At 56.2% G+C, this 23,894-nt stretch carries 15 protein-coding genes and 5 pseudogenes; 11 read left to right on the forward strand and 9 right to left on the reverse strand.

What is annotated here, in order from left to right; genetic code table 11:
* Positions 1 to 473 precede the first annotated feature (473 nt).
* The 3 genes and pseudogenes from istA to D1Y85_RS10690 all read left to right on the forward strand — a co-directional run bounded on the left by istA (position 474) and on the right by D1Y85_RS10690 (position 3,118).
* Positions 474 to 1,911: pseudogene (gene istA / locus D1Y85_RS10680) on the forward strand (IS21 family transposase).
* A pseudogene (istB, locus tag D1Y85_RS10685) lies at positions 1,904 to 2,701 on the forward strand (IS21-like element helper ATPase IstB). Before istA ends, istB begins: the two co-directional pseudogenes overlap by 8 nt.
* Before the next feature lie 111 nt (positions 2,702 to 2,812).
* Complete coding sequence (locus tag D1Y85_RS10690) at positions 2,813 to 3,118, forward strand: hypothetical protein (protein WP_124151008.1); 306 nt, start codon at positions 2,813 to 2,815, stop codon at positions 3,116 to 3,118.
* Positions 3,119 to 3,137: 19 nt separating this feature from the next.
* Here the strand turns inward: D1Y85_RS10690 and D1Y85_RS10695 are convergent, their stop codons facing one another.
* The 7 genes and pseudogenes from D1Y85_RS10695 to D1Y85_RS28080 all read right to left on the reverse strand — a co-directional run.
* Positions 3,138 to 3,914, reverse strand: coding sequence for a fimbrial biogenesis chaperone (locus D1Y85_RS10695; protein WP_124151009.1), 777 nt, complete (start codon positions 3,912 to 3,914; stop codon positions 3,138 to 3,140).
* Positions 3,915 to 3,927: 13 nt separating this feature from the next.
* Entirely contained in the window at positions 3,928 to 6,567 is a 2,640-nt protein-coding gene (locus D1Y85_RS10700) for a fimbria/pilus outer membrane usher protein (RefSeq protein WP_124151010.1), read from the reverse strand.
* A gap of 93 nt (positions 6,568 to 6,660) precedes the next feature.
* Positions 6,661 to 7,440 (reverse strand): fimbrial biogenesis chaperone, encoded by a 780-nt coding sequence (locus D1Y85_RS10705; RefSeq protein ID WP_124151011.1) that lies wholly within the window; start codon positions 7,438 to 7,440, stop codon positions 6,661 to 6,663.
* A gap of 122 nt (positions 7,441 to 7,562) precedes the next feature.
* Positions 7,563 to 8,099, reverse strand: a complete 537-nt coding sequence (locus D1Y85_RS10710; protein ID WP_124151012.1) for a fimbrial protein — start codon at positions 8,097 to 8,099, stop codon at positions 7,563 to 7,565.
* Positions 8,100 to 8,251: 152 nt separating this feature from the next.
* On the reverse strand, positions 8,252 to 9,565 hold the full coding sequence (locus D1Y85_RS10715) for a fimbrial protein (RefSeq protein WP_124151013.1): 1,314 nt from the start codon (positions 9,563 to 9,565) through the stop codon (positions 8,252 to 8,254).
* Positions 9,566 to 10,170: 605 nt separating this feature from the next.
* On the reverse strand, positions 10,171 to 10,833 hold the full coding sequence (locus D1Y85_RS10720; RefSeq protein WP_124151014.1) for a LuxR C-terminal-related transcriptional regulator: 663 nt from the start codon (positions 10,831 to 10,833) through the stop codon (positions 10,171 to 10,173).
* Positions 10,834 to 11,774: 941 nt separating this feature from the next.
* A pseudogene (locus tag D1Y85_RS28080) lies at positions 11,775 to 12,129 on the reverse strand (transposase); the annotation flags it as partial.
* Positions 12,130 to 12,529: 400 nt separating this feature from the next.
* Here D1Y85_RS28080 and D1Y85_RS10730 point away from each other — a divergent pair.
* On the forward strand, positions 12,530 to 13,009 hold the full coding sequence (locus D1Y85_RS10730; RefSeq protein WP_124151015.1) for a hypothetical protein: 480 nt from the start codon (positions 12,530 to 12,532) through the stop codon (positions 13,007 to 13,009).
* A gap of 15 nt (positions 13,010 to 13,024) precedes the next feature.
* Positions 13,025 to 13,480 carry a hypothetical protein gene (locus D1Y85_RS10735; RefSeq protein ID WP_124151016.1) on the forward strand — a complete coding sequence of 152 codons (456 nt, stop codon included), beginning with the start codon at positions 13,025 to 13,027 and terminating at the stop codon, positions 13,478 to 13,480.
* 503 nt (positions 13,481 to 13,983) lie between these two features.
* On the opposite strand, the gene D1Y85_RS10740 is transcribed toward D1Y85_RS10735, so the two are convergent.
* A complete protein-coding gene (locus D1Y85_RS10740; RefSeq protein ID WP_124151017.1) occupies positions 13,984 to 14,658 on the reverse strand; it encodes a response regulator in 675 nt (224 codons plus the stop codon).
* 111 nt (positions 14,659 to 14,769) lie between these two features.
* Between D1Y85_RS10740 and D1Y85_RS10745 the strand changes: the two are divergent.
* Positions 14,770 to 15,336, forward strand: a pseudogene (locus tag D1Y85_RS10745) (IS5 family transposase); the annotation flags it as partial.
* A 52-nt stretch (positions 15,337 to 15,388) separates the two neighbouring features.
* Here the strand turns inward: D1Y85_RS10745 and D1Y85_RS10750 are convergent.
* Positions 15,389 to 16,347: pseudogene (locus D1Y85_RS10750) on the reverse strand (integrase core domain-containing protein); the annotation flags it as partial.
* A 61-nt stretch (positions 16,348 to 16,408) separates the two neighbouring features.
* Between D1Y85_RS10750 and D1Y85_RS10755 the strand changes: the two are divergent.
* The 5 genes from D1Y85_RS10755 (at position 16,409) to modC (ending at position 23,820) form a co-directional block, all read left to right on the forward strand.
* Positions 16,409 to 19,837 (forward strand): ATP-binding protein, encoded by a 3,429-nt coding sequence (locus tag D1Y85_RS10755; RefSeq protein WP_124151018.1) that lies wholly within the window; start codon positions 16,409 to 16,411, stop codon positions 19,835 to 19,837.
* 592 nt (positions 19,838 to 20,429) lie between these two features.
* Positions 20,430 to 21,044 (forward strand): nitrogen fixation protein NifQ, encoded by a 615-nt coding sequence (locus D1Y85_RS10760; RefSeq protein ID WP_124151019.1) that lies wholly within the window; start codon positions 20,430 to 20,432, stop codon positions 21,042 to 21,044.
* Between the two features lie 168 nt (positions 21,045 to 21,212).
* On the forward strand, positions 21,213 to 21,968 hold the full coding sequence (gene modA / locus D1Y85_RS10765) for a molybdate ABC transporter substrate-binding protein (protein ID WP_124151020.1): 756 nt from the start codon (positions 21,213 to 21,215) through the stop codon (positions 21,966 to 21,968).
* An 18-nt stretch (positions 21,969 to 21,986) separates the two neighbouring features.
* Positions 21,987 to 22,667: a molybdate ABC transporter permease subunit gene (modB, locus tag D1Y85_RS10770; protein ID WP_124151021.1), complete on the forward strand. Its 681-nt coding sequence runs from the start codon at positions 21,987 to 21,989 to the stop codon at positions 22,665 to 22,667.
* Positions 22,660 to 23,820 carry a molybdenum ABC transporter ATP-binding protein gene (modC, locus tag D1Y85_RS10775; protein ID WP_124151022.1) on the forward strand — a complete coding sequence of 387 codons (1,161 nt, stop codon included), beginning with the start codon at positions 22,660 to 22,662 and terminating at the stop codon, positions 23,818 to 23,820. Before modB ends, modC begins: the two co-directional genes overlap by 8 nt.
* Positions 23,821 to 23,894 lie beyond the last annotated feature (74 nt).

Genomic DNA, 23,894 nt, shown 5'->3' on the forward strand with positions numbered 1-23,894 from the left:
GGCTATTGCGTTGCCCGTCGACGGCAGGAATGCTTGCGTATGAAGCGAAATAGTTAAGGTCGGACGACGCGAGAATGGCGTTGGTCGTATCGTCGGTGAGATAGACGGCGCCATCGGACGTCCGTACAGCGACGCTATTCGGTGAGCCTGTTAGCGCAATTTTCTGCGGAACGGGCGAGCCCGACTGAGCCACACGCGGCCACGCAGAGGGCCATCAGAGACGCTTGCAGCAGCCACTTCATGGACATCTCCTGCCGGTATTTCACCGAGCGCGCTGGATCTATATATTGAGGCGTGTGTGTTGATGTCCGCGCCGCGTTGACCCACCTGAGTCCGTAGTTTTCATCGAATTTCGACCCGCGTGATTGTATCCCCTGCTCAATCTTTGAGCAGGGGATACAGAGGTGATCGCGGTGGGCATATTGGCCAAGATCAGGCAGATGTAATTCCGCGAGAAGGTCCCGCTACGCGAGATCGCGAGGCGTACGGGCCTGTCCCGAAACACGGTGCGCAACTGGCTGCGGCAGACCGATGCTGTCGAGCCGAAGTATCCAAAGCGCGTCAGTCCGAGCGTCGTCGACGAGTGGGCCACACAGCTGACAGGCTGGCTGCAGGCGGACAGTCGTCGCCCGAAGCGTGACCGGCGCACGGCTCGGTTCATGTTCGAGGCGATCCGCAGCGAGGGTTACGCCAGCAGCTACGGCCGCGTCAGCGCGTTCGTGAGGCGCTGGTGCGAGGAGCAGGCCGAAGCGCCGCGCAGGAAGGCCTATGTGCCCCTCGCCTTCGAGCCCGGCGAAGCCTTCCAGTTCGACTGGAGCTGCGAATACGCCTTCATTGGCGGGCTGTGGCGACGCCTGGAGCTCGCCCACGTCAAACTCACCCTCCCGCGCGTTCTGGCTCGTCGCCTATCCCACGCAGAGTCACGAGATGCTGTTCGACGCGCACGCCCGCGCATTCGCCGCGTTCGGCGGCGTGCCGCGGAGCGGTATCTACGACAACATGAAAACCGCCGTGGACAAGGTTGGCCGAGGCAAGGAGCGCGCGGTCAACGCGCGCTTCGAAGCGATGTGCGAGCATTACCCGTTCGAGCCCGAGTTCTGCAACCGGGCCGCTGGCTGGGAGAAAGGCATCGTCGAGAAGAACGTGCAGGACCGGCGACGCCAGATCTGGCACGAGGCGGTCCTGCGACGCTGGGAAACGCTGGAGATCCTGAACGAATGGGTTGCCGGCCAGTGTCGCGAAGCCTGGCACATGCGGCACCCGCAATGGCCCGAGCCGACAGTCGAGGACTTGCTGCAGGACGAGCGCACCCGGCTGATGCCCAACCCACGCCCGTTCGACGGCTATGTCGAGCAGACCTTGCGGGTCTCATCGACCAGCCTGATCCACTTCCAGCGCAATCGCTACAGCGTGCCCACCGAGTACACGAACCAGCTGGTGAGCGTGCGCTGCTATCCGGCGTATCTCAGCGTCGTCGCCGACGGTCTGGAGATCGCGCGCCACGAACGAAGCTTCGAGCGGCACATGACCTTCTACGACTGGCGACACTACATCACGCTGGTCGAGCGCAAACCTGGCGCGCTACGCAACGAGGCTCCGTTCGCCACGATGCCGCTGCAGCTGTTGCAGCAGCACCTGCTCAAGCACCCGTGCGGCGATCGCGTCATGACGCAGGTGCTCGCCGCGGTACGCGAACATGGACTCGATGCCGTGCTGCTTGCTGTGCAGGCTGCGCTGGACTCGGGACGTCCCAGCGCGGAGCACGTCCTGAACGTGCTAAGCCGGCTGAAGGCACCCGTCACGAGTGCCAGACTCGCTACCACGAAACTCCAGCTCAAGGAAGAGCCCGCGGCTGACGTGAGCCGCTACGAGACGCTGCGCGCCAACCCACCGGAGGATCGTCATGTCTAACGACATCGCTGCCCAGCGCAAAGGCCTCAAACTGCACGGCATGGCGAACACGTGGCCGGAGTTGCTGGCGCAGTCGCGTCACAGTGACTTCGAGCCGGAACGCTTCATGAAGCAGCTGTTGATGGCGGAGACCGCCGAAGGGCAGGTGCGCTCGATCGCCTACCAGATGACCGCAGCACGCTTCCCAGCTCACAGCGACCAGAAAGGCTTCGACTTCGCCCAGGCGCATGTCGACGAAGCACTGGTGCGCTAACTCAGCGAACTGTCGTTCCTCACGAGCGCACACAACATTGTGTTCATCGGTGGGCCCGGCACTGGCAAGACGCACCTCGCCTCGGCAATCGGAATCGAGGCCGTACAGCGCCACGACAAGCGTGTGCGTTACTTCTCGACCGTTGAGCTGACCAATGCACTGGAACTCGATAAGTCCACCGGCAAACACGGCCAGATCGCGCACAAGCTGATGTACGTCGATCTGGTGATTCTCGATGAACTGGGCTACCTGCCGTTCAGCCAGACCGGTGGCGCATTGCCGTTCCATCTGCTCTCAAAGCTGTACGAGCACACGAGCGTCGCGATCACCACCAATCTCAGCTTCGGCTAGTGGGCGACCGTGTTCGGGGATGCAAAGATGACGACAGCGCTGCTGGACCGGGTTACGCATCACTGCCGCATCGTCGAGACCGGCAATGAATCGTGGCGCTTCAGGACCAGTTCTGCCAAGGCGAAAGCTACGAGAAAGAAAGCAGAAAAACCGGCTGGCATTGAAGAGGTATCCACACCGGAATAGATGTCCTACGCTGTCTCGGGGTGGGTCAGATCTAGATGAAAACGGTGGGTTACGACTCGGTGGAAATCAACAGGTCTGCCCATAGACACAGTGATCACAGACGGGCAACGCATGGCGTGCGACTTCGGCAAAAAGAAGGCGTGCGTCGAGTTGCCTGCCGGCGGTCCTCCACGCCACAACGCATCGGTCTACCATGAACGGCTTCACCTGAAGCGGGACTTTGTCGATGGCACACCGAAACTGGTCTACCGCGACGATGAGCACGAGTTGGTTCTTGAGGGCACCCCTTACCGGCGACGATGGAAAATCGAGCGCCTGTTCGCATGGCTTAACAAGTTCAAGCGCGCTCTTACACGCTGCGATCGATGCGATGAACGCTGCACTGAATTTGCCGCTTTTCCTTCTCGATCATCATGACGCGTCGATATTTATGAAATCAGTTCAAATTCCTTACTATTTTTCTAACGAATCCTTCGTCGTCAATTATCGAAAGTTCAATAAAATTCCCCTCATTCGTTCCGACAGATACGCTATCTTTCAAGTGAAAACTCTTATCGGAAAATGGCGCCAGCATGCTCCCTGTCTCAGTAAGAGTTTCATTTCCCGTATGCAGGGAGATCTTGTCCAGGGTCGCATAATATGGCGTCGGGTTGCGGCAGTTGATAATGGCTTCACCTTCCTGATGAAACTGTGCTCTGCAATCCAATTTGTCAGCCCATTCTTCCGACCCTTTATCGATATGACGGGGGCGAAAAAAAATCTTCTGCCTTAATCGCACGGACAAGCTAATTTCATTTTTTTGATCTGTCTGCATATGAGCCATGGGGGGGATCATCTGTGCGTTAAACCAGAATACCGACTCCTTATCCTCCGGCAAGGGATGCTGGGTATAAATGATTCGAACAGCCCGGCTCTCATGTGGTTGCAGCCTTATCAGTGGAGGAATCACGACAAAGGGTGTCTCCAGTTCATCGGGCAGCGCATTCTCGTCTCCGTCGTCGATCCATGTCTGGATAATCACGGGATAATCATTCTCATTGAAAATCTGCAGAGATGCATCGCGGGATGTTGATGGAAAGATCAGTCTTGTTGAACTGGTAAATATCCCCGCCCCCAGGGACTCGCCGGCAAGACATTCGATACCTCCAGTCAGTAAAAGCGCTAGCAAGAGCCCCGCGCAACAACTCTTCATCCACTTGGCAATATTTCTCACTGGAGGTACTCCGCTACTCTGTTGTAAGACCACCAGCCTGGGACTGGCAGACGCCTTGCAGGCGTACCAGCGTCTTCTCCGCGTCCTGCGGTGGTACTCGATAACCGAGTGTGCATTTGCTGCTGTCAGCCTGACCCCAAGTAACGAGCAGTTTTCCGTCCGTGTCGCCCACCCGCGCGTAGAGCTGGCTTCCCTGGCCGACCACGCCAACTTCGTTACCACCGGCGTCCATCACTTTTCCACCGATAGGCAACGTCCGGCCATCCTCCAGCTGTGCGCTGATAAGTAACGGATAGCCGCGCCGGGTCTTGAACTGTATCCGCGGAACCGCACCTGCATAAGGTGCGACACGCTTCTGCGTCTCTTCCAGTTCTGCATTCCCTGCCATGCCTGTCGGGTCCAGCGTAACCACGTTATAGCGATAAGGCGAAAGCGAGGGGACAATGGCCCGTCCTGCCCCGTTGAGTACAACGCCGGAGGCGGATGTCAGCTTCGCTCCTGCTGCACCCGGCGCGTCGATAATACCGAAAGTATCTCCGACATAGGGGCCAGCCAAGACACCCTGACGGTCAGCGACGACGACTCCCCGCGCGGTAGCCGTAACCGCTGAGGAACCAGTGGATTTCGTATATCCGGCGCCAAATGTTCCGAACGAGGTATTCCGGGAAAGGCTCGCCCCCCCACTATTGACATGACTTCTTTGATCTGTCGACTGGTTAATGTTGTAGGAGTATTCCTGACCAGATCCGAATGACCCCGTCAGGTTGGTCTGGAATAGGGAACCCTCGTCGCTATAGTGGGACACCCCGGTAGTCAAGGTGCTGTTTCTGTTCAAAATACGATCCAACGGAATCACGAGCCCCACCGTAACAATGTTCTGGGACTTATCAGCGCCATTTAGAGTTGACGACGGCTGGAGTTGTCGTGAAAAGCCGATGTTGTAGGCCACCCTTCCAATTGAACTCTGAAAACCGGCCTGAAATTGCGTATTTGCGCTGAAATTTCCGTAGTAGTTTTGCCGTATCGCATTCATATATACGGAACCCACTTTTCCTAGCGGCTGGTTGAGGCTCAGTTCAAATCGGCTCTTTTGCCGAAATGTATCTGATCGAACATATTTACCCGTATCGTCAATATAGTAATATGGAGTCTGCCCACCGGCCAGCGAGTCCAGTAACGATATATATCCCGACGTTGAATAGCGATAGGCGCCGAGCGTTACCGATGTTCCTGTCGGGCTGTAGGTTGCATTGTACGTTCCCTTGAATTGCCACCCTGTTGACGATGGCAGTGTTTTAAGATCAGATTTGGCGAAGTTAACATTAGCACCAAATGCACCGACCCTCGTTGCCAATACGCCGCCTGCCGAAAGTGAGTAATATCTGTTACTGGCTCCAAGCAGCCCCCCGTTTACGGTCAGAAGGTTGTTGATGCCGCGCTCATACGTCGCCTCGATAAAATTGACGTCGGCGGCGTTCTGGAACGACACATTGGTTCGTCCGGCAGTAAGAGAATAGCGGGACAGACCGGGACGCAACGACGTGCTGACGGCGGAAAATGGCACGGTAAAGGAATGGATCTGCCCACTGGCTTCCGTTACCTGAACGTTAAGGTCTCCAGAATTTTGTGTCGGATACAGATCATCGATTACGAACTCACCGGGTGGAACGGTAGTTTCGTAAACAACGCTGGCTCCCTGGCGGACGACAACCCTCGCATTGCTTCCTGCAGTTCCCCTGATGACCGGAGCATACCCCTGCTGGTTCGGAGAGAGCATTCTTTCGTCACTGGTAAGCCTGATACCCCGAAATGCGATGGAATCAAAAAGTGTGCCGCTCGTTGACGTCTCCCCAATCATGAGGGTGGAGCGTATATCCGGCAAGGCGCGCTGCAAATAGGTATTCCCGCCGGTAAACTTGGTGCCGCTCCTGGGCGTATTTCTGACGCTCGAAACATTGCGCAACTGCCACGGGCCGATGTTCAGTCCGCCTTGCAGATAAAAATAGGTTGAATTCAGCGAGTTGCTGCTATAGCTGCTGGAATTGTGGTAGTAGCTGCCAGAATAGTTAACATAGGCAACAGGATCTCCGCTGTCCCAAGCCGACCTTGGCACATACCCCTTTACCGTACGGTTCAGGTATGCCTGCGGAATCGTCAAGTCGAGCCGCATCCGGGAAGCATCGAGTGCCACCTGGCCGCCCTTGACTGTGTCCTCTACGAACCCGCAGTCTTGCTGCGGCTCCATCGTAATAACCTCGTCGTGAACACCCGCTTCAACCAGGAACTCACGCGAAATACAGGGGCGCGTTTTCCCCGGAACAGAAGTGCCTTTGAAACTGATCTTTTTGTTCTGGATGAAGTTGCCATTCAGAAAAATGTCGACGGCATACTCACCCGGCAACAGTCCGTTGTCGTTTTCAAACGTCGACAGGTCTGTCTGGACGCCGCTGCGACCGCGCAAAAAGGCGGAATTAAATACCACAGGGACGGAAACAGGTTCATTTTCGCGGGTTGCAACGACCAGATCAGCTCCGGTTGCTTCCTCGGCATAACAATAACCGGCAAGGAAAACTGATGCAAGTGCAACACATAGCTTGGACAAACGCGGCCGAAAGGCTTTACCCTGCACATCTAGATATGAACATCTTTTCATGGCGCTATCCAGTCACATACCCCGTTCACCGATCTCTAATACATCGGTATCCTAAATATAAATTTACCTATCATCCTGATTCACAGGATAGAGTTATAGGGAAATATCAGCCTTTGACATTCTTGCGTTGCCCCGATCGTCTATCAGAGAAAATTCCACAGTAGAAGGCGATGAGATTGGTTCATGCCCTGACAGCTTCCAGCTGATGGACGAAAACGGCGCCAGTGTCACGTTCTTGTCGAACTTGACAGGATGGGTGTCGTTGCCAGACTTAACGGCGGCATCCTCCATGAACGTGGCGTAATAACCGGTTTGATTGGATGCCTCCAACCAATAATCACCCTTCTCTTTCCTTATGCCAAACCTGATGTTTTTCGCTAAATCGCCCACGTCACCCTTTATGCCTGACGGACGGTATATCAGTTTGACTTGATTCAGGAATGAAATGGTTATCCTGGCGGTGCCGGATTGTTGTGATAACGCACTGTTGGGCGGAATCTGCAAGAAATTCAGCCAGAACAATGTTTCCCTATCCGCGGGCAGGGCGGCGGCTGCGCTGTTGAAAATGATGCGGACCGTCTGCTCGCTGCCCGCATTGATTCTGAATAATGGCGGCGCAACAAAGAACGGGGTTTCTTCGGCATTCGTCGGAGGGACTCCCTTGCCGTCATCTACCCATACCTGCATCAAATTCGGCGCACGATCATGGTTGGCAAATCGCGCAGTCACAAATTCCGTTCCAGCAGGATAAATGATGCGCGTTCCATACATGACCACTCCAGCGGATGCCGATAACGGGATGAGCGCATGCAAACCCAGTATCAGCAGATACGCTGAATATCTAATGAAATTACGGACTTTAATCGCAAACATTTGTGTTTCTCTGGTGCCGGATACTCAGATGCCATCCCTTGCGGGCCATCATGCTGAAAAGGCGGGAGAGGAAGATAAGGATCTGTATTCCAGACCCCTATCTTCCCTAGCCCTGTCAGGCTTTATTGCGTACGGAGCGCGTAGGTCGCGGTTGTACTGATGAGCCCCGGGACGACGCCAGCGGTATCCTTGACGTAGTAGTACGCCATCATCGGAATGGTTGCGGCATTGTTGACTGTGGGCACATAAGTTACCGGAGTGGTATCACCCACAACGACCTGCGTCGTAGGTGCCGTACCATCCATCACCTGGATCTGCACGGCATCCGAACCGTAACCCGCCACGTCCGTCAGGTTGCCCGAAGCGGCATCGTAGGTACTGGACGCCAACACTGCGCCCACTGCCGTAGCAGTGACGGGACAATTCTGGACCTGGATCGAGAAGGGGGCGCTGATGGCGTCATATTGACCAACGGCGGTGAGTGCACTCGCAGCGACTTGGTCCAACACTACGGTATAGTCGCCATTGTTCGCGACCGGTTCACACGTCGTCTCCACAACTTCACCGTTGAAGGTGATGACGTTGTTGGCATGTGCCAGACCGGATGCCATCGCGCAAACCGACACGCCGACTGCAATAGCCAGTTTTTTGATTTCCATTTGATACTCCTTACATTTCAATAGTCATGCGTCGAGCACGACAGGGCACTCCAGCGACATAACGCTACTGGATCTGTAATTACATCGCGCAGATTGCGATGTATTAATCTGTTATCGTGTAAGCGTCACCGACACTTATCTTGCAGCCCCGTTTATGGCTGATTGACAAGCACATTTACGGTCGCAGACACGTTACCGGCAGTAATTTCGCTAGCGGATACGCTTGGCAACTGTTCCATCCTTGCTTCAAAGCTCTCCGTATACTCGGTATATCCTGCGGTTGCGGACGCGCCAGATGAGTCAGGATTTACGGTGTACCATCCCTGATCCTGAGTCTGTGAACTGGCCACACTGCAGTTCGAATTGTTTTGCGTATCCGTACTAATGCCGGAACATCCTGAATTCTGCACCCAGTAACGACTGGTTGTCTCACCGTTACGTCGATAGACAATTCCGACACCATTGGCACTACCAGTTGAATTATCTGACTCCAGATAACGATAATCAGTACTCAGTAGATTTGATCTATTCTGCGGTTCAAAGCCAATGCGCAGACTGCTGACTGGTGAGTTTGTTGTACTGCATTCATAAGTCACAACAAACGGTGACCAGGATGCACCGCTTGCGGCGATGGTTGACACAGACTGCGTTCCCAGGCTCACACTTTGCGGAACCTGCGTAATACCGCAGGCCGGAGACGCATCCTGTGAATATTCTGAGACCAATCTTATATAGCCATAGTCAGAATCGGTGGATCCAGATGTTGCTGATAACACATATCCAATGCGCCCAATCATGCGATCGCTGGTTCCGGCAGTATTGGAGTCATAAGCCGAGCGAATTAGTACCAGACGAATGCTAGGGAAGTCACTTGCCGTGATGACAAATGGATAACTCGCACAATCCGCGGCGGTAAGTGTGCCATTCGCCGTGCAACTCTTATAAGTCAGAGGTGTAAAAATCACGGCGGTATTGCTTGCACCAAGGCTGTCGTTACGGATGAGCTCCCTTTCAGTGCCGTTAGGCATCTCGGCATACAGCTTCCAGCCAACGGGAGAGTATTGAGTGGAAGTTGCCTGAAACGCCGTATAGTAATACTGGAGCCCGTTGTATGAAAAACCGCCTCCCAGTTGATACGTATCGTCGAGGCGTAAGGCTGCTCCTGCGGCAGCAGCGTCACTTTCAGCCGTACACTTCATGAGCACAGCGTTCGGACTGCTTGCGAGCAAGGTGCTCATGGGAAATGTCTGATCGAAAAGAACAGTCCCCAAAGGCTGGAATCGTTGAGCCAGAACCTGTACGGAACTTGGACCAATCGGATTGTTTTCCGCTCGGCTCCAGTAGTTGGTCGAGCTGGACGCCTGATATATACATGCGCCGATAGCCGCATGGGAAAAAAGTAGTCCTGAAAATAGGACTGTGATAATTGAAATAATTATCTTCAGGTTGTCGGATATCTTTTCCATCGCTAACCATTACCTGCAGAGCAAATTGTGAAACTTGCACTTGTTGATCAAGGCTGCACGGGCAACACATCTGCGCAGACCATCGCCCCATCGTCGTGCAGCGCCAGATCACTATGAACATTCGCCGCGTTACTGAAGAATCCGTGAACGACAATGATCTCGCCATAGAACGTCGCAATCACGGACTTCCGCCCTTCCCTTTATCTCCAGCACACCACTTGAACTGCCTCGGATTTCACTTAAGAATCCCTACCTCCATTACAAGCCACTTTCACTCAGATCGCTATAAGTCACTTCTTGAATCTCTGCGCAATTGAATAGGATTTATCTCGCACCTGGACAAAATTGATGTCCGTCATGTTTTTATTCCGTAGTGCATATCATCTGATCAGTTACAGACGTGCAGTCCAACAGCGATGTAACACCCGCTCCAACCAAGAAGCGGCGACGACGATGAGATCCGGCGGACGTTGGGGGAGCGCAGGGCCGTCAGGCGGACTCGGACCTGATGTCGCCACGCGCATTTTCGGTTCCGTATCGTGAACCCGGGTATCTGTCCCTGCATTACTGATGGGAACTCCACGCCACTTTCGGCTGCACAGCCCTCACATTTCCGAAATTGTGGGGTGGAGCATCCCTGATTCGAACGCGTACTGATACAATTCGGCCTCGCTGGAAACTCCAAGTTTTTTCATCGCCTTTATTTTTTGCGCGCTGACTGTCTGTACCGCTCGATGCTTGTATTCCGCGATCTCAGTGATCGACATGCCAGACGCGATCAACCGGATTACCTCCATTTCACGCTGGCTCAACTCCTGAGACTTTGATCCGGCAACAGATATACGACCGGCCGCGTTCGACATGGCATCGCCTGCTGCCGGAAAATATACTGCGCCCGCGTAGACTGTATGAATGGCTATGATCAGATGATCAATTTGATCGCTCTTGTTTATCACCGAGCGAACACCAAGCTTCAGGAGCTGCTTGGTTATCGCGTGATTGCGGATCATCGTGAATACGACGATCTTAAGATCCGGAAATTGTCGACGAATATCTTCAATTAACCTAAGGCCACCACCTTTTATACCACCGGACGACAAAAGACCCGTGACGAGCACATCGCACCCCCCCCCGCTCACAAGACGCGGGATTTCGTCAGGACTTCCAGCTTCACCAATAACATCTATGGTGTTTATATTGCTAAGAAAATATGACAACCCCACAATAACCACCGGATGTTGATCGGCAAGTACGACTTTGATTTTCATGATGCAATTACTCCAGGTAGCGCTGCAGCAAGGCGCCACAGTCTGTTCGGCCCACCCGCACGCCGAAGATCGTCAGACGTCGGTCCGATGCTTCGAGTACGTCGGCAAACAAGTGTCCTGAGCGGCGGCTTTAGCCGAATCGAAGCAGATTCTGAACTGCGAGACCCGACGGCCAGACGATGGCGCCAACACGTCCGTCACCGACAGTTCTAGCGCATCGCATTCGATGACAAATGGCCGAATTCTGATTCCTCGATAGTGCTTCGCGTCACCGTCATCATTGACTCCATGGATAACGCAATCTGGGACTAGTAAATTGCCACTCGAACGATTTCGAAAGATCAACGACTGCAGTGGAATTACTTGCAGCCTCTTTCATTTCATATTAATTTATGAAAATGAAGATTAAGCCCGGCAATTCAGGTCATGAAGCCATGGCTATCTCTCGCCAAGACAATGCAATTTCCGCTGGATTGCTTTCAGCCCATACTAGATTCTCGCGGGCATGTTCATCGAGTGCCATGACTGTAATTTACATAACCGCCGCATTATTTCCATTTGGACCAGTATGAAATACCCTCCGAAATGCGTAGGACTATTCAGAGCCACCCAGCAATTTTGATTAGTATGAAAGTTTTCTCCAGACGCGTAGGATTATTCAGAGCTGAAGAAAACATGTGGACTAGTATGAAATGTCTTTTAAAGTGCGTAAGATTATTCAGAATTGCGCGTTGATCATATACGTTAACTATTCTATTTTCAGTAGCTGGCCCCTGCCGGGAACCGCGGTCACGACGTGACGTGAACCGATGTTGCCGAACGCATGCTAAACAGCGTCCGGGAGGGTCGGGACGTCTTTACCGGCCCAGGAAACTGTGATGGCGTGGAGACCAGTTAGGCGAAGTTAGTGCAATTTGGTCGACTGGCGTTACCAGACGCGTGCCGCTGCGATGAACACCGGGCACCCCACACATCGTGCACAGACGAAACTCGCCGATATGGCTTCGCGTGAACGCGCGCCTTGCCGTTAGCCGTTCGCAAAGTACGCCGCTTTCTTTGGAGTGCCGCGCTCCCCGGTCTTGCGCGTGAGTTCGGCATTCAGCCGCCGTATCTCAGCGTTCTGGTTCAGTTCATTCCGTACACGACATTCGGCTTCTCGAACTTCATCTTCCAGGCATACAGGCTGTGGGTCGTGACGCCCAATCGCTGCGCCACATCCGCCACCGAATGACCGCGCTCGCTCACCTGTTTGAGTGCTTCAATCTTGAACTCATCCGTGTACCGCTTGCTGCTCATATAGACCCCTTCGGTTGCCAGAAATTATGGCTCAAAGGTGTCTATGAAACTCTGGCCGGTCCAAGCCGCTGTTGGCGAAAGCCGGAAAGGTCCTGGTTCTATTTACTGGCAATTCGCAATAATCAGATTGCCTGAGCCTGCAGTAATTTGAATAATTTGAGCAGCCATCTCGTTCATTGACATAGACAGGCACCGGTTGTCTACGAGAAGTTCGTGACGTTCATGCATTATTTGGCAAAAGCTCGCATCTATTCACCGGGCCTTTGAGGCGGAACGGATGGCGACAACAATCAGATCCGTCGCCAAATGCTATCCAAGATGGACCAGTCGATCGCCCACAGATGAACCCTCAATCGACTGCATTTTTCCGGGCAGCGAGAGCACACCGAACTGTGACGCCGTGGCAACCAACAAGAAGAAGCTGTTGTTGATCTATCCGCCACTCACTATGCCGACCGCCCCTCCGATCGGTGCGCCGCTGCTCAAGGGTTATATCGAGTGCGAGCTGCCAGAATGGGAAGTCAAAGTGATTGGTCTCAACATTTGGAGCTACGGCGTGCTATTTGAGCGCATTCGCGATGGCTCGCTCAAGTTCGCACCCAACACGTTCCCGCGCGGCGCTTCCGATGTTGAAGATCTACTAAGGATCGCCGACTTTTTTCTCGGTAAGGGTCCGGATGACTTTTATCTGGATGGCGAATCTTACGATCGCTACGGCACGCCGCTAGAGCGCAATTATTCCCCAGTTCCAGTCGTGCCGCTCCTGCTTTCGCGCGGTTGCTGTTGGCGGCGCTGTACATTCTGCGTGCACTACATGTCCGCCGGACTGACCTATCGTGTACACGGCCTTGAGCACACCATCGAAACGGTCCAACATTGACAAACACAGCAGACAATGAATCGCATTGGAAAACGCAAGTCCCTTACGCTGCAAAGCAGGCACAACAAGGCACTCTATCTCTCAATGGAGCGCTCAACGACGGACAGTCTCGTTCTGCCGGTCAGGGTCGCGCTTGAGTCGGTGCGGCGAGGGCACGTCGAACGTGACGCAGTTGTATGTCTGTCAGAGATTGTTCTGTTAACGGGCTTCCTGACGCAAGCGGGTCACGGCAAACTTGAGCAGTACGTGCTCGATGGTGCGGGGCGGGGGCAGCTTCCTGTGCTCGACGCCGGCGAATTCCAAACCAGTCACGAGCTTGGCCCGAACACGATCGAAGCGCTGACATTGATCGTCAACGAATATGACAGGCTGTTGCGCGAAACCCGCCTTCTTGCGATCCTGGACGCGAACGAACGTTTTGAACGGCTCCGTCGATCTGCCATGGCAATTCAGCAACCAGAAAAAATCTAGAAGGAGTCGGACTGGCAAGAAGCAGTGCACGCCGTCGAGGCACTGGAAAAAGTGTTTGCCCGTTAAGGGCTGCCGGACATCCTGAACACCGATCAGGGCGGCCAGTTCATGGCGACCGCGTTCACCAAGGCCGTACCGGGCCAATGCATCCGGCTGTCGATGGACGGTAAAACGTGCTCGTCGAAGGGGCATGGCGCAGTATCAAGTCCGAAGAGGCTTACCGGAAAGCATACGAATCGGTCGGCCACGCCCGGCGCTCCATCGGAGCATAAATCGAGCCGTGCATCCGCAAGCGGCCCCATTCGACTGGCGGATCAGACACGCGGAGGCATGCTTCGCGACGCTGCCTTCGGTCAAATCGGCAGCATAATTGTGCCGGACGCTCCACTTTAAAAAATATCGACAGACTGTGCGAACATGCGAGGCTACCTCTGTTATCAAAGATAACCCCGGATCAGTTCCGTATGCATGATGCAATGTGCGATGGAGTCGGATCAGGCGCGTCACTTCGGCGTATGCGCCGCCGTTACCAATCCAGTTTCATACGCGAGCTGGAATAAATCGGCGTCCCGCTCAATTCCGAGTTTTCGCATGGCCCGACCCTTCTGCGCACTGATCGTCTGTTTCGTTCGATTAAGGCGTTCGGCAATTTCACTCACGGACAAGCCGGAAACAAAAAGCCGTACCACCTCCATTTCACGGTTGGTCAGCGTCCGGGTTTGGGAACCTGTTGCAGATGAAAATTCAGCTCGCAGTTCGTCCGTTTCCCGCAATGAAGTACGGAAATAGGTGGCGCCTGCAAACACCGCGTGGACAGCGGATATCAGATGGCCTGTATCAAAAGACTTGCTCAACACGGACTGCACGCCTAGTTTGACGATCTCCTGTACGAGACCTACGTTTTCTATCATCGTAAAGACCACCACCCGGAGCGTTGGATAGGTCCTACGCAAATAGGCAAGCAGTGTCAGCCCATCGCCGTACTGTCCGCCGGGCATAGCGTAATCAGTGATCAACACGTCGCAGGGCGTTGAATTCAGCAATTTCACAAGTTCCCCTGAATCAGCGGCGGTACCGATCACTTCGAGGGTGGGGATGGCGCTCAGATCGTGTTTGAGCCCTGAGAGGACTGCCGGGTGGTCGTCGGCAAGCGCTATGCGAATCTTGACGTTGCTCATGTGGGTCTCCACGAAACCGGAATAAGAAACGGTTACAAAAGAGTTCGTAGGGGCTGTTAACCCGTAACGCAACCTGCTAACCGCGATCGACGTAACAACAGGATCGAGGAGATGGGCAAACCAATCATCGACGACGAACTGTGGGCACTGATCGAGCCACTGCTAGCACCAGCGAAGCCACGCCGCTTCAAGTATCCGAGCCGCAAGCCGGTACCGGATCGGGCTGCGCTGACCGGCATCTTGTTCGTGCTGAAGACCGGCATGCGGTGGCGAGATCTGCCAGCTGAGATGAGATACGGCTCTGGCGTCCGTTGCTGGCGCAGGCTACGCGACTGGCAGCAAGCCGGCGAGTGGGATCGACTGCACGCACTGCTGCTGGCGAAACTGCGAGTGGCCGGGAAGATCGACTTTTCCCGCATCGTCGTCGACTCATCGTCGATTCGTGCGGTTTGGGCGGGCAAAACGAACCCCACCCATCGAGCGCGACCCGTTTCCAAACACCACGTCGCCACCGACGTCAACAGCACGCCGATTGCGACGATCCTTACCGGCGCCAATCGTCACGACGTCACCCAAATTGTCCCACTGATTGGTGCCATCGTGCCGGTTGGGGGCCTGCGCGAGCGGCCTCTGAGCCGCCCCGGCCGTGTCTACGCCGACCGTGATTATGATCATGAGTAGTAGTCTGAATTCGATCTGATAGGTAGTCGGGGGCGATATAGAAAAGCTATCAATGAGGAATGAGTTTCTTCCTGGCGAGTTCCAATGAATCGAGGAATGTGCGCATCGGCGTCCTGCGGTAACACCATCGTCCCTGATGCTCACGCTCATTGTTGTACTGGTCGAGCCACGCATCAAGATCGGTCTGCAAGGCGTCGATCGATTCGTAAATCTTCTCGCGGAAAGCGGCGCGTTAGCACTCGTTGAGCATGGTCTTGTGCAGCCGGCCGACGATTCCATTGGTCTGCGGCGACCTGGCCCTCGTTCGAGTGTGATCGATGTCTTCCAGAGCCAGATACAGCTCGTATTCGTGATGCTCTGGGTTGCCGCAGCATTCGGTGCCACGATCCGTCCGCACGCGCAGCAGCGGGATGCCGAAGCTGTCGAAGAACGGAACGACGCGATCGTTAATCAGATCAGCCACCGGCAGGGGCGTCTTGCGATCGTAGAGCTTCGCAAATCCCACCTTCGAATAGGTGTCGACAAAGGTCTGCTGGTAGATGCGACCCACTCGCTTGAGCGAGCCAACGTAGAAGGTGTCCTGCGCACCACAGTAGCCCGGACATTCGGACTCGAATTCGCCGTGTCCATCCTTCTCACGCCTGGCGCGTTCGCGCGCGACGAGTTGCGCTTCGGTCAGCACCAGACCTTCCTGGGCAGACTCGGCTTCCAGCGCTTTCAGGCGCTTGGGCATCGTCTCAAGATCATCGCGCAGTCAGATTCTACGAACACCCTGAGGCGACACCGAAAGGGCATGCCGCTTGAGGACTTCGTTGGCGATCCGAATCTGACCGTAGGCCGGCAATTCGAGGGCCAGTTCGACTGCGGCAGTCTTAGTCTGAAATCCACACGGTTCTTGAACAACGGCCGGTGGTGGGAAATCTCCTGCAGCGCGGCCTCGCCGCCGCGCTCGTACAGTTCCTTGAACCGGTAGAAGCTGTCGCGCGAATAACCTATCCGACAGGCCTCGGGGTGCATAATTAGCACGAACGTCCCTTCGTTGACTCCACCGCAAGGCGAGACACGACTCATGCTGCGCCGCGCACTTGATCACTTCCACCGTTATCAACACATCTTGATGTTCGGCGGTGCAGCAGCGCTCACAGCGGCGATGTTGGTTGTACTAGTGGTCAATTCGGTTTCGGCAATAATTGCCCACACGGCACGCGAAACGGACAGACTGTCTTTTAGCGAGCGGTCGGTGGCCCATTTAACTGCGCAAGTCGAGACACTGTTGGCCACCACTGCTCACGATGTGGAGCTTACGTGGACAACCGGCCGCAAAGACTCCGCAGACCTGAAAGAAGAATTCCGTGAAAATGGGTACACGTTACGCGTGCAGCCTGCAAGCGACATACTGCCGATGATGATAGTCGGTGCACCCACGTCATCCCTATCGTCCAGCGATTTCTACAAATTCGTTAATTTAACCAGACTGCTGGCCGCCCGGTGGACCGTTGCAATGACCCTTAATAGCAATCGTCTGACCACGTACGTGTATACCCTTGACCGCTCTCTGCTGATCCTGGCGGTGTCACCGGGACCGTCCGAAAAGCGGTGGCCCACACTCCTGTCAGACAGGTCGTCGCTATTCGATACGCTTGTCGGCACTGAGGAGCGACCGATATGGCCGGCAAATGCACCCTTTCGCCGACCGGACACCGGGAGGCCTACCGCTCACTGGCTTGCCCCGTATGAAAGTCCACTCATGGGGCAACGCGCTATTCGTGTCATGACTGGCGTACTCGATGCGCAGGGCCACCCAGTGTGCGTGTTCGTTGTCGAATTGCCTGAAAAGATGCTAACGGAATCGCTGCCTCCGCTTCCGAACGGCACTCTCATATTGCTCGCAGCCGATGGCACGGTAATCGATCGCGCGTCGCGACAGGCTGTCGGCGACGACGAAATCACAGTGGCGCGCCAAGCAGCCAAGAGCGGAGCCGGGAGCGTAAGTCGCCGCGTGAATATGGCAGGTCATTGGGTCGCTGCGTGGCGGGTTGGCGACACCGGACTGATGCTCGTCTATGTCCAGTCGTGGCTACAGGTCGCCAAAGACCTGAGGGTTGTACTTCTCACGTTGCTGACAACGACGATAGCTATCATTGTGCTGATATGGGCACTAGTGCTGCTTTTCAACGGACGCATCTACAAGCCGGTGCTGATGCGCGCTGCACGCGTGTTCGAAAGCGAGCAGTTGAGCCGCACGCTCATCGACACTGCGCCGGCCGGCCTCGGGTTGATCGCGCTAAAGAATGGAATTCCGTTACTGCGCAGCCGGATGATGGCCAAAATGGCGCCGACGCTGCCAGCCGAACTCGTCGCTCGTCACCGCGTACGCAATCCAAACAGCGCAAGCGGCAGCAACGGAGTCACACACGAAGAACTGATGCTGCGCACGCGTGATGGCGACCTGGTTCACCTGGCAGTGAGCGTTGCGCCCGCGCGTTACCACGGCGAGGACGTGCTGGTGACTGCATTCGCCGATGTGACCGCGCAGAAACAACTCGAACAGACGTTGCGAGAGGCACAGAAAGCTGCGGACTCGGCCAATGCAGCGAAATCGACCTTTCTCGCGACAATGAGCCACGAAATCCGCACGCCGCTGAATGCGATACTTGGCAATCTCGAACTGCTTTCGCACTCGCAACTAGATACGCTGCAGCGAGACCGGTTGAAGACGATTCTCGCGTCATCCAATAACCTGACCAGAATCATTAGCGACGTGCTGGACTTTTCGAAGATCGAAGCCGGTGAAATGACACTGGAGCGCATCACATTCAATGCGGTGGAGGTGGCCTCGCATGCGCTGACGGTGTTCGCCCCCATCGCGTACGCAAAAGGCCTTCGGCTCGCAGGTTTGTTCGGCATACTTATCGAATTGCCGATACGGGGCGACCCTACCCGACTCGAGCAGATATTCAATAACCTGCTATCGAATGCCATCAAGTTCACCGAGCGCGGCGAGGTATTGCTGAGGTTATCGGTCGCTGATGGAGCGATGCTGAGGGTTGAGGTGGAAGACACCGGTATCGGCATGACACCTGAACAGCAAGAATCAGTGTTTCACCCCTTCAGTCAAGCAGACGCAACGATCAACCGCCGCTTCGGCGGCACGGGTCTGGGATTGACGCTGTGCGCGCGGCTGACTCAGGCAATGGGCGGAAACCTGTCAGTGCGAAGCGAGCGAGGCAACGGAAGTTGCTTCACGGTACTCGTGCCGCTTGGCGACGCGCCATGCGCCCCGGCGCCTTCCCGGTTCGATGGAGAACTCATAGCGTTCGTCGCAGCATCCGATGCCTGGCATGCGTTTGCCGTGCCCGCTCTGCAAGCGTGGGGATTGACCGTCAGAGCATGCAGGCACCCGGCACAGATCGACGAAATCATGCTGGACGAAGTTGATGTGGCGGTCCTGTGTGGCGAGCGCGAAACGTGGGACGCAGACGACGAAGCAAGATTGCTCGACGGCGCATCTTGGGTAGTGGACTGCAGCGTCGACGGACCCAGCAATCCTGTAGCAGATGGACGTCTTGTGCGTGTGTCCAGCTATGGTCTGTCAGGACTGGCGCAAGCGCTTGCGTACGCATTGCTGGGTACGCCAATGATAGGAACAAACGAAACACATAAGGCACTTTCTCGACGGCTGAAAGTCCTGGTGGCAGAAGACAACGTAACGAACCGTCGCCTGTTCGAGGAGCAGCTAACGCTACTGGGCTGCGAGACAGTAACCGTAGAAAACGGCGAGCTGGCGCTCGCCCAATTGACGCAGCAAAACTTCGACGTGCTGGTGACGGACTTGCTGATGCCGGTAATGGATGGCTATGCGCTGGCGCGCGAGGCACGGCGGCGCTGGCCGCAGATGCCAGTCATTGCAGCCACCGCAACGGTGACGCTGAAAGAGTACGAAGGTTGCGAAGCAGCGGGCGTCGCGCGGGTAGTGAGCAAGCCGATGTCGCTGGCGTCGTTACGCGAAGCACTGTCGGCAGTGACAGCGCTGCCCGAGGTCGAAACACAGGCAGAACATTTTGGGAAGACAGTTGCCGACGCGACCGACGCAGCGCTTGATGTGCTGGGCGGACGAGCGTTGCCCGATGACGTATGCCAGACGTTTCTTCGCTCCGCTGAGAAGTCGCTCGTTGCGATCAACATTGCCGGCCGAACCAACGATGAGCTGCGCATGCTGGCCGAGTTGCATTCGTTGCGCGGTGCACTGAACGTGTTCCGGAAAACCACGCTTGCAGAGCAATGCGGGGAACTGGAGCGCTTCGTGCGGAATCATGGCATCGAACTCGCAGCCGACTTGATCGAAGACCTGGACATTGAGTTGCATGCCACCATACTGCGCGAGGTACGCGATCCGACCGAAGCACTTTCCCTGATTTTCTCGATCATGAAGCGATCAGAGACGGACCGTGCGACAGAGCGCGTTCGTCGTATATTGCGTTCCGTACTAGTGTCGTAATTTATAAGTTCACTAAATAAATTGCTGCGTGTAGTAGTGTTTGGTGAAGCACGAACACGATGCGAGGGTGATACGCGGCGCGGCGGTGTTCTTGTGCGCGGTGTGCGAGCGGTTCAACAACGGCGCCGGCGACCTGATCGCGTTGCCGGGCGTGTTCTTGAAGAGCTAGGCGGGCACCATCGCGCGGGTGCCCAAATCCATCGCGTCGGGCTGCCAGGACACGGGGCCGGCCCTACCGCGTAGCGGCTGCCGCTTTCCTGCTGAGCGGCGGTGTAATGCACTCCTCGCCGAGCGCGAACTCGACGTTACGCATCGACGGCCCGAACACGGTTTTGATGCTGCCGTCTGTCTGCTCCTCCAGCACGCTGCCGGTGCTGGCTATGATTACGTGTGACGCCACCATCGACAGGCCGCGGTAGGCTGAGGCGTAGACTGTTGATGTCCACGCCGAATTGACCCACCTGAGTCCGTAGTTTTCATCGAATTTCGACCCACGCGAAAAGCATGCTGTCACGCACGCTGTCGCAATATAGTCAGCTATATTACGATACTCAAGGCAGCGCGACCCGAGCGCTCCCACCCAGATTCGCATATGGACGACCCACAATCGATTCCTCCACCCGGCCCGATTCGGGATGGGCGCGCCGGGAGCGCGATGCTGGCGCACGCGGTCGATCCCACCGCGCCCGACACGATAACGTTCGCGCGACTGATCGGCGCCAAGGCCCAATCCAACGAGATGCTTTTGCTTGGTTTGGGCCGCGACGAACTAAGCGCGCTCATCGCGCGGCACTTCCCTCGCGGACTGAGCGACACGGTTTTGCCGACCACCATGGTGTGGTCGCCCCACCGGTTGTTCGTGAGCGAACTGTGCGCGTTGCTGCTGCAGCACGACCGGACTGCCGCGACGAACCCGGCCGACTCGCGATGCCTGGCGACGATCATCGCCACCGCATGTCTGCGTCCCGACCACCTGTGGCGGGACCTGGGGCTCAGCGGACGCGACGACGTAACGAATATATTCGAGCGTCATTACCCGGACCTGATCGAACGAAATGTGAACGGGTTGCGCTGGAAGAAGTTCCTGCCGCAGGAAGTGGCCCTCGCCAACGGGCGAGCGATCACGTTCGCACCTGGGTGCCCGGGCTGTGAGGACTTTCAGCACTGTTATCCCCAGGACGCGATCGGACCGTGTGCGACTGCATAGGCGCGCGAAGCCGTGTGGAACCCGAGAGGACATCGGGGGCGGTGATGAGATCGGATTGTGACAATTCAAGGCCTGGCTGAGGCCATGAGTGCGTTTGACTATCGGGGCGCTGCGCACTGACGCATTGCCAAAAATGATTTTACAAAAGCGAAGTCTGAGGAGGTTTTCGTGAAGGTTCGATTTTTCCGCTTTTTGCTTGCGATCTCGGCCGGTGTTGCCGCATGTTCGGCCTTCGCCGGGGAGGTGCAGGTCGCCGTGGCAGCAAACTTCACAGCGCCCGTACAGGTCATTGCGGCGAACTTCGAGAAGGACACCGGCAACAAGGTCGTCGCATCGTTCGGTTCCACCGGGCAGTTCTACGCCCAAATCAAGAATGGCGCCCCCTTCGAGGTCTTTTTGTCGGCGGACGATACCACGCCGGCCAAACTCGATACTGAAGGGCTAACCGTGCCTGGGAGCCGCTTTACGTATGCGATCGGCGCACTTGCGCTCTGGTCCGCAAAAGACGGATATGTAGACGCGAATGGCGATGTCCTGAAACAGAACGCGTTCAAACACCTCGCTATCGCCAATCCAAAAACAGCACCGTATGGACTGGCCGCAACGCAGGCTCTCGACAAACTCGGTCTTACCCAGGCCGTTGCTTCGAAAATCGTCGAAGGACAGAACATTTCCCAGACGCAGCAGTTTGTGGCAACGGGCAACGCTGAACTCGGCTTCGTCGCGCTGTCGCAGATCTACAAGAATGGCAAGATCACGGGCGGTTCGGCCTGGATCGTGCCGGAGTCGCTTCATGAGCCGATCAAGCAGGACGCCGTCATCCTGAACAAGGGCAAGGACAATCCGGCCGCGAAGGCATTCGTCGACTACTTGAAGGGGCCGAAGGCCGCCGAGGTCATCAAGTCGTTTGGCTACAAGCTGTGATTTTTTTCAGGCGCCACGATGCCACTGACGAATGCTGATTTTGAAGCCATTTGGCTCACCATCCAATTGGCGTCGCTGACGACCGTGTTATTGCTGATCATCGGCACACCCATCGCCTGGTGGCTGGCCAGAACCCGTTCGAGGCTGAAGGGGCCGGTGGGCGCGATCGTGGCGCTGCCGCTGGTGTTGCCGCCAACGGTCATCGGATTCTATCTTCTGGTCGCGACCGGTCCCAATGGCTTTATCGGTCACTTCACGCAGGGCATCGGCTGGGGTTTGTTGCCGTTCACGTTCGCGGGACTCGTCGTCGGCTCCGTGCTGTACTCGATGCCGTTTGTCGTACAGCCGTTGCAGAATGCATTCGAGGCAATCGGAAACCGGCCGCTCGAAGCGGCAGCCACACTGCGCGCAGGGCCATGGGACTGCTTCGTGTCGGTAGTCTTGCCGTTAGCCCGACCTGGCGTGGTGACTGCGGCCATCCTCGGATTCGCTCACACGGTCGGCGAGTTCGGCGTCGTGCTGATGATCGGCGGCAATATACCGGGCAAGACGCGCGTGGTCTCCGTGCAGATTTTCGATCACGTCGAAGCGATGGAATCCGCGCAGGCGCACTGGCTGGCGGGTGGAATGGTGATTTTTTCGTTCCTCGTGCTACTGCTGCTTTATTCAGGACGGCGCACACCGATCGCTCATGGCTGAGAACCACGCCCCAATCGGCTTTCCAGTGAAGAGCCTCGAGAACACGACGGTGGCCGGTCCCGCTGCGTCGGAGGGCATCCACGCCAGCTTCCTCGTTGAACAGGGAAGCTTCACGCTTGATCTGAAACTCGACCTTCCGGGCCGCGGGGTCACTGCGATATTCGGTCACTCCGGCTCGGGGAAAACCACGCTACTGCGCTGTCTTGCCGGGCTGGCCAGGCCGAAGCACGGACGCTTGTGCGTCAACGGAGATATCTGGCTCGATACCGCCAACGGCGTATTCATGCCCACGCACAAAAGGCCGTTGGGGTACGTCTTTCAGGAAGCGAGCCTGTTTCCCCATCTCACGGTCACAGGGAATCTCCGCTATGGGCTGGATCGCGTCGCGCCTGCATCGCGCAGGGTCGACCTTTCCAAAGCGGCCGAACTGCTCGGCATCAGCCACCTTTTGCAGCGTATGCCCGCTGGACTCTCCGGTGGTGAACGACAACGCGTCGCCATTGCCCGTGCGTTGCTTACCAGTCCACGCATTCTGCTTCTCGACGAGCCACTGGCGTCCCTCGATCAAAAGCGCAAGCTGGAAATCCTGCCCTATCTGGAGCGGCTTCATGACGAACTCGACATACCAGTCCTCTATGTAAGTCATGCTCCGGAGGAGGTCGCGCGACTGGCGGACCATCTCGTCCTGCTCGACAACGGCCGGGCGATCGCGAGCGGGCCAATCGCGGACACGCTGGCAAGACTCGACCTGCCTTTAGCGATGGCAGACGATGCGTCGGTCATCATTCAGGGTGTCGTTGCGGGCTACGAGCCGAACTATGAGCTATTGACGTTGCAGCTGCCTGGCAATCATTTGTCGCTCAGGGTCGTACACTCGCCTCTCGTTGAGGGTAAACCGATGCGCCTCGTTATCAGAGCGCGCGACGTCAGCCTCGCTCTGAGCGCCCCGGAGCAGAGCAGCGTTCTCAATGTGCTCCCAGCGACAGTCGTTGAAATTGTCACGGCCGTGAATCCGTCACAGGTGATGGTACGGCTCGATGTCGCGGGCACGCCGCTCTTGTCGCGCATTACACGCTATTCCCATGATCATCTGCAGCTTGGTGTCGGCAAACGGCTCTGGGCCCAGGTAAAAGCGGTATCGCTATTGGTATGACGCGAAGCGATGCAAGCGACGGGGCTCAAGAACCCTTGCGAAAGAAGAGCGCTGCCAGTCGAGCTGACCTGCCC

It is taken from the genome of Paraburkholderia dinghuensis (assembly GCF_003837865.1).
In the GTDB taxonomy this organism is placed as follows: Bacteria; Pseudomonadota; Gammaproteobacteria; order Burkholderiales; family Burkholderiaceae; genus Paraburkholderia; species Paraburkholderia dinghuensis.